Source organism: Burkholderia sp. HAN2018 (genome assembly GCF_024704855.1).
Taxonomy (GTDB): Bacteria; Pseudomonadota; Gammaproteobacteria; order Burkholderiales; family Burkholderiaceae; genus Burkholderia; species Burkholderia cepacia.
On sequence record NZ_QOBB01000313.1, the window covers coordinates 1 to 6,700 of the forward strand.

The following is a 6,700-nucleotide window of genomic DNA, read 5'->3' on the forward strand; positions in this document are numbered from 1 at the left end:
CCGCGCGAAGTGCCGGCCGGCGTGCTGACCGCGCTGATCGGCGCGCCGTACCTGCTCGGGCTCCTGATCCTCGAGGGGCGCCGCGCCCGGCGCGCGGGGCGATGACGCTGCCGCTCGACGGCGCGCGCGCCACGCGTTTCTCGGCGTTCGCGCCCGAACCGTTCGCCGACCATCTCGACGTCGTCTGGCTCGGTTTGCCCGACGACGCGCACGCGCCGGGCCGCCTCGTCGTGCCGGTCAGCGCGTTGCCCGCGCACCGCGACATCGTGCTCGACGCGATGGTCCGCCATTACGGCGGCGATCCGGCGCAGCACGCGCGCGCGCTGATGTCGCAATGGAGCAAATACTATTTCGGCCGCGCGGCGCCGGCCGGCGTCGTCGCCGCGCTGACGCTCGGCCGGCCGCTCGACATGACACCCGAGCGCACGTTCGTCGCGCTCGACGACGGGATGCCCGCCGCGCTGTACTTCACGCACGATGCGCTCGGCGAACCCTGCGACGACCCGGCGCCACGCTACGCGGGGCTCGTCGCGCATCTCGGCGCGGTGATCGACCTGCTCGCGGCGATGGGGCGCGTCACGCCGCGCGTGCTGTGGAGCAACGCGGGCAACCTGCTCGACTATCTGCTCGATACGTATCGTGCGCTGCCATACGTGGCCGATCCGGTGCGCGACGCCGGCTGGCTGTTCGGTGCGACGTGCTTTGCGTGCGAACCGAATCCGTTGCGCATGCCCGTGCGCGATGCGGTGCCGCGTTCGGCGCTGCTGCCCACGCCGTTCCGCGCGCGACGCGTGTGCTGCCTGCGCTATGAAATTCCTGGAGAAACGCAACTGTGTGGAAGCTGCCCCCTGCTACTGACGATGGACGACGCGGCGCTGGCCGAGCAGGACGCGATCCGGTGACGAATGCCGGCCGCCGGCACGCACTTGGCGCAATCGGCGCACTCGCGGCGCTCGGCGCCGCGTGTTGCGGCGCGCTGTCGGCCTCGTCCGGCGCCGTTGCCGCGGCCCTCGATGCACATCGCGCGCAGGGCGCGCCGGGTGCGGTATCGCTGGCCGGCAATCCCGTCGTGTCGCAGGCGAGCGCGACGATGCCGGTGCGGCCGCAGCGCGTGGTCGCGCTCGATTTCATGTTCGCGGAAAGCGTGATCGCGCTCGACATCGTGCCGGTCGGGATGGCCGATACGGCGTTCTATCCGGGCTGGCTCGGTTATCAAAGCGACCGGCTCGCAAACGTGACCGACATCGGTTCGCGCCAGGAGCCGGGCCTCGAGGCGATTGCGGCGGTCAAGCCCGACCTGATCATCGGCGTCGGCTTCCGTCATGCGCCGATTTTCGATGCGCTCGACCGGATCGCGCCGACGATCCTGTTCCAGTTCAGCCCGAACGTGTCGGACGGCGGCGTGCCGGTGACGCAGCTCGACTGGATGCGGCAGATCTTCCGGACGATCGGTGCGGTCACGGGGCGCGACGCGCGCGCGCAGGCGGTCGATGCGCAGCTCGATGCGGGCATCGCGCGCAATGCGGCGCGGCTCGCGGCCGCGGGCAGGAAAGGCGAGCGCATCGCGCTGCTGCAGGATCTCGGCTTGCCCGACCGCTACTGGGCCTATACGGGCAACAGCACGTCGGCGGGCCTCGCGCGGGCGCTCGGGCTCGATCCGTGGCCGAAGAAACCGACGCGGGAAGGCACGCTGTACGTGACGTCGGCCGATCTGCTCAGGCAGCGCGAGCTGGCCGTGCTGTTCGTGACCGCATCGGGCATGGACGTGCCGCTGTCCGCGAAACTCGATTCGCCGGTGTGGCGTTTCGTTCCCGCGATGAAGGAACGCCGGATCGCGCTGATCGAACGCAATATCTGGGGGTTCGGCGGACCGATGTCGGCGCTGAAACTGGCCGACGTGATGACCGACACGATGCTGAAACTGCCGGCCGTGCGTTGAGTGTGCGGCGGTCGATGCCGCCCGGGCGGGCAGGGTGTGGCGGTAGACCCGACTCGCGCTGAACGGCCGGAGTGTCGCGACGATCGCGCCGCGCGCCACCCACATTTCCTTCTGAAACGAATTTCGCCAGTGCGCTGCCATTGCAGCCCACCGGCGATTTTTTCATCGACTGCCGGATTACGCGCTCAGCGCGTCGACGCCATCCTGCGCGCGTGACCGCGCGGGCATCGTGTCGCTGACGATGCGTCCGTTGTCGAGCTTCAGCAAACGGTCGGCGAGATCGAAGTAGCGGTCGTCGTGCGTGATCACGATCACGGCCTTGCCGCGCGCGCGCAGCTCGGGCAGCAGTTGTTCGTAGAACACGGCCTTGAACGACGGATCCTGGTCGGCCGCCCATTCGTCGAACAGGTAGAACGGCCGGTCCTCCAGGTACGCGACGACGAGGGCGAGCCGCTTGCGCTGCCCGGTCGACAGCGCGCGGGTCGAGAACGCGCCGTCGACCACCTTTACCTTGTGATCGAGCGCGAGCTTCGCGACGAGCGCGTTCGCGCGCGCATCGGCCTGCGCGCGGGACGGATCGTCGGGGTCGACGATGCCGAGCAGCGCGTCGAACAGGTGGAAATCGTTGAACACCGCGCTGAAGCGCTGCCGATAGGCGGCGCGCTCGCGCCAGCCGATCGGGCGGCCGTCGACCTCGATCGTGCCTTCCTCCGGTTCGTAAAGCCCCGTCAGCACCTTCGCGAGCGTCGTCTTGCCGCTGCCGTTGCCGCCGACGATGAACACGAGCTCGCCCGGCCTGATCGTCAGGTCGATCGGCCCGACGCTGAACATCCGTTCGTCGCGTTCGTGGAAGTACGCATGCGTGACACCGCGCAGCGTGACGGCGCCGGCCGGCGGCACGTCGGGTGCGTCGGCCGCGGGCGGCACCGTGCGCAGCGCGCCGAATTCGGCCATCACGCCTTCGATCCGCGTGAGCGACACGCGTGCCGCGTTGACGGTCGGCAGGTTGTTCAGCAGCCCGTCGAGCGGCACGAGCATGAACAGGAACACGACGACGTAGCCGGCGGCCGCGGCCGGATCGGCATGCACGCCGAGCTGCGGCCAGAACGACGCGACGCCGAGGAACGCATAGAACAGGAAGATGATCCAGCCGACGCCGACCGCGTACGCGCTGAACGCGCGGCGGCGGTGGTCGCGCACTTCGCCGATCGCGGCGCCGAGCTGGCCGTCGACGAACTGTCTTGCGCGTTCATCGTGCAGCTTCAGCTCCTTCGCGCCGGAAAACAGCGAGCCGAGATAGCCGAACAGGCGGTCCTGCGCCTGGCCGGCCGCTTCGAGCGACGCGATCGCGCGGCGGTCGCCGGTGTGATAGCCGAGCGAGCCGGCGACGATCGCGGCCAGCGCCAACAGGCACACCGGCCACGACAGCCACGCGAGATAACCGAGGCAGCCGAACACGATCGAGCCGTGCATGACCAGGTTCGGCAGCGCGAAGAACAGCATCGACACGTTGGTCGCGTCGTCGGTCAGCACCGACTGCACGGGCGCCGCGCCGATCCGCTCGATGTCGCGCAGCTCGGCCGCGCCGACGCGCCGCGCGAGATGCACGCGCAGCCGCGCCATCGTGTCCTGCGACAGGCGCGCGAACAGCGTGCCCGACACGATCCGGGTGACGAGCGCGATCACCGCGCACAGCGCGAAGCGCCACGCGAGCGACGCGTCGGCCGCGCCCGGCTGCGACAGCGCGCGGTTCAGCGTCGCGACGAGCAGCACGCTCGCGACGCCGTTCAGCACGCACGCGGTGAGCGCCAGCGCGAGCGACGCGCGGCTTTCGCGCAGCAGCGCGAGGATCAGCCGCGCCGCGGGGCGGGCGGGGGAGGCGTCGAGGGACGGCGGGGAAGAAGGCTCGTGGGCAGCGGTCATCGGCAACGTCGGTAAAGGGAAGGCAGGCGAAAACGCCAGAACGGCAAAACTGGCGCGAAAGCGGCGGGCGAGGCGGGGCCCCGTTGCGGCTTTCCTCCCTGATAGACGAACGGGCCGCGCAAATATTTAGCCGCGCGTTCAAAAAAAGCGTCCGCCCGCACTTTGCGCACAAAACGGTAAAAAATCGGCCGCGCCGTTCGTCACACCAGTGAAGCCGCCCCAAGCGGCCCCGAGACTTGGCCGAAGCGGCCGGACCGAAGGACTTCACGCACATGACGAGTTTCCCGACTGCGCTGCATCACCGAATCCGCGAACTGGCGCGCATCGCGCCCGACGCACCCGCAATCGCGGCACCTTTCCAGAACGACTTGCGCCTGTCGCGCGGCGCGCTCGACGCGCGGGCGTCGCGGCTGGCCCGGCAACTGCGCGCGGCCGGTGTCGGCGCGGAAGTGCGGGTGGGCGTGTGCGTCGAGCGTTCGTGCGAACTGTTCGTCGCGCTGCTGGCCGTGCTGAAGGCGGGCGGCGTGTTCGTGCCGCTCGACCCGCGCCATCCGGCCGCGCGCCTCGACTGGATCGTCCGGGATGCCCAGCTGCGGCACGGCATCGTCGACGCGGCCGGCCGCGCGGCGCTCGGCGCGCCGTTCGAGTACGCGTTCGACGCGGCAGTCGATGCGGCGGACGGCCGGGAGGTCGCTGAGGACGACGAGGCGGCGCCCGTCCACCCGCGTGCGGCTGCCTACATGATCTACACGTCGGGTTCGACCGGCACGCCGAAGGCGGTCGTCGTCGAGCACGGGCCGCTCGCCGCGCACTGCGACGCGCTCGCGGCCGCGCTGCCGATCGAGGCCGGCGACCGCCTGCTGCATTTCGCGTCGGTCAATTTCGACGCCGCGCACGAGTGCTGGCTCGCGCCGCTCGCGACCGGCGCGAGCATCGTCGTCGCACCGCCGCAGCCGTTCGCGCCGGATGCCGCGCATGCGCTGATGGTGAGCGAAGCGGTCAACGTGGCGGCGTTCCCGCCTGCGTACCTGCGCGAATTCGCCGCGGTGGCCGCGCGCGACGGCGTGCCGCCGGCGCTACGCGTGCTCGCGTTCGGCGGCGAAGCGCTGCCGCAGCAGGCATTCGAATTCGTGCGCCGCACCTTCCCGTCGGTACGCCTGATCAACGGTTACGGGCCAACCGAGGCCGTGATTTCGCCGATGCTGTGGCCGGTCGAACCGGGCGAGACGCCCGCGCTGGCCGCCGACGATGCGTATGCGTCGTTGCCGATCGGCCGCGTGATCGGCCCGCGCGTCGCGCGCGTTGACGGTGGTGAGGGTGGCGAGGGCGACGGCGTGGGCGAATTGCTGCTGGGCGGCGTCTGCGTCGCGCGCGGCTATCACGGCCGCCCGGCGCTAACGGCCGAACGTTTCATTCCGGATGCCGACGGCGAACCCGGTGCGCGCGTGTACCGTACCGGCGACCTCGCACGGCTGCGCGACGACGGCGCATTCGACTATCTCGGCCGCCTCGACGACCAGGTCCAGGTACGCGGCGTGCGCGTGGAGCCGGCCGAAATCGCCGCATGCCTGCGCTCGCATCCGGCCGTGGCCGACGCTGCCGTGGTCGCCGAAACCGGCAACGGGCCGACGCGCCTGATCGCGTGCGTCGCACTGCGCGCGGCGGCCGACGATGCGGCGCTCAAGGCGCACGTGGCCGAGCAACTGCCGGCCGCATGGCAGCCGCACCGGTTCGTGCGTTGCGATGCGCTGCCGTATACGTTGAACGGCAAGATCGACCGTGCCGCGCTGCGCGAAAAGATTGCCGCCGCGCGCGATACGACGCAGGGTGGCGGCGACGCACCGCGCACGCCGACCGAACAGCAGCTCGCCGGCCTCTGGCAGACGCTGCTCGGCCTCGATGCCGCACCGTCGCGCGACGACCGCTTTTTCGCGCTGGGCGCCGATTCGCTCGCCGCGATGCAGTTGCAGGCCGCGATCCGTGCCGCGGTACGCGTGAACCTGCGGCTCGATACGCTGTTTGCCGATCCGGCGCTCGCGGAACTGGCCGAAGCGGTCGATCGTGCGGAACGCGAAACCGGCGAACCGCTGGCCGCGATCGCCGCGCGCCGTTTGACGACGGATGCGGCCGATGCCGCCGCGGCGTGCGCGCCGTACGTCGATCGCGCCGCCTCGCTCGCGCAGCAACGTTTCTGGGTGCTCGCGCAAACGCGTGACGCGAGCGCCGCCTATCACATCGCCGCGCACTGGACGATCGACGGCACGCTCGATCGCGACGCGCTGCAACGCGCGCTCGATCACGTGATCGGCCGGCACGAGGCATGGCGCACGACGCTCGTCGACAACGACGACGGCGTGGTGATGCAGCGGATTCATGCGCACCTGCCGGTGTCGATCGCCGACGTCGACCTGCGCGACCAGCCGCCCGCCGCCCGCGACGCGCAAACCGCGCGTCTTGCCGAGCGCGAGGCGGCCGAACCGTTCGACCTCGCGCGCGGCCCGCTGCTGCGCGCGATGCTGGTCGCGCTCGCGGGCGACCGTCACCGCCTGCTGCTGACCGCCCATCACGCCATCACCGACGGCTGGAGCTCGCGCTGCGCGTTCGACGAACTGTCGGCCGCCTATCGCGCATATGCGGAAGGCAGCGCGCCGTCGCTGCCCGATCTGCCGATCCAGTACGCCGACTATGCGGACTGGCAACGCGACATGCTGGCCGGCGGCGAGGGTGAACGTCAGCTCGATTACTGGCGCGAGGCATTGCGCGACGTGCCGGGCCCGCTCGCGCTGCCGGTCGACCGCCAGCCGGGCGCGGCGCGCACGCTGCAAGGCGCGCGCGTGT

At 70.9% G+C, this 6,700-nt stretch carries 4 protein-coding genes; 3 read left to right on the top strand and 1 reads right to left on the bottom strand.

What is annotated here, in order from left to right:
• Positions 1–101 precede the first annotated feature (101 nt).
• Positions 102–902: a siderophore-iron reductase FhuF gene (gene fhuF / locus DPV74_RS37735; protein WP_119339035.1), complete on the top strand. Its 801-nt coding sequence runs from the start codon at positions 102–104 to the stop codon at positions 900–902.
• A complete protein-coding gene (locus DPV74_RS37740; RefSeq protein WP_060084847.1) occupies positions 899–1,939 on the top strand; it encodes an ABC transporter substrate-binding protein in 1,041 nt (346 codons plus the stop codon). The genes fhuF and DPV74_RS37740 overlap by 4 nt, the downstream gene beginning before the upstream one ends.
• A gap of 177 nt (positions 1,940–2,116) precedes the next feature.
• On the opposite strand, the gene DPV74_RS37745 is transcribed toward DPV74_RS37740, so the two are convergent.
• Positions 2,117–3,862 carry a cyclic peptide export ABC transporter gene (locus tag DPV74_RS37745; RefSeq protein WP_060205557.1) on the bottom strand — a complete coding sequence of 582 codons (1,746 nt, stop codon included), beginning with the start codon at positions 3,860–3,862 and terminating at the stop codon, positions 2,117–2,119.
• 272 nt (positions 3,863–4,134) lie between these two features.
• Between DPV74_RS37745 and DPV74_RS37750 the strand changes: the two genes are divergently transcribed.
• Positions 4,135–6,700: non-ribosomal peptide synthetase (locus DPV74_RS37750; RefSeq protein WP_119339036.1), on the top strand; the 2,566-nt coding region annotated here is incomplete at its 3' end.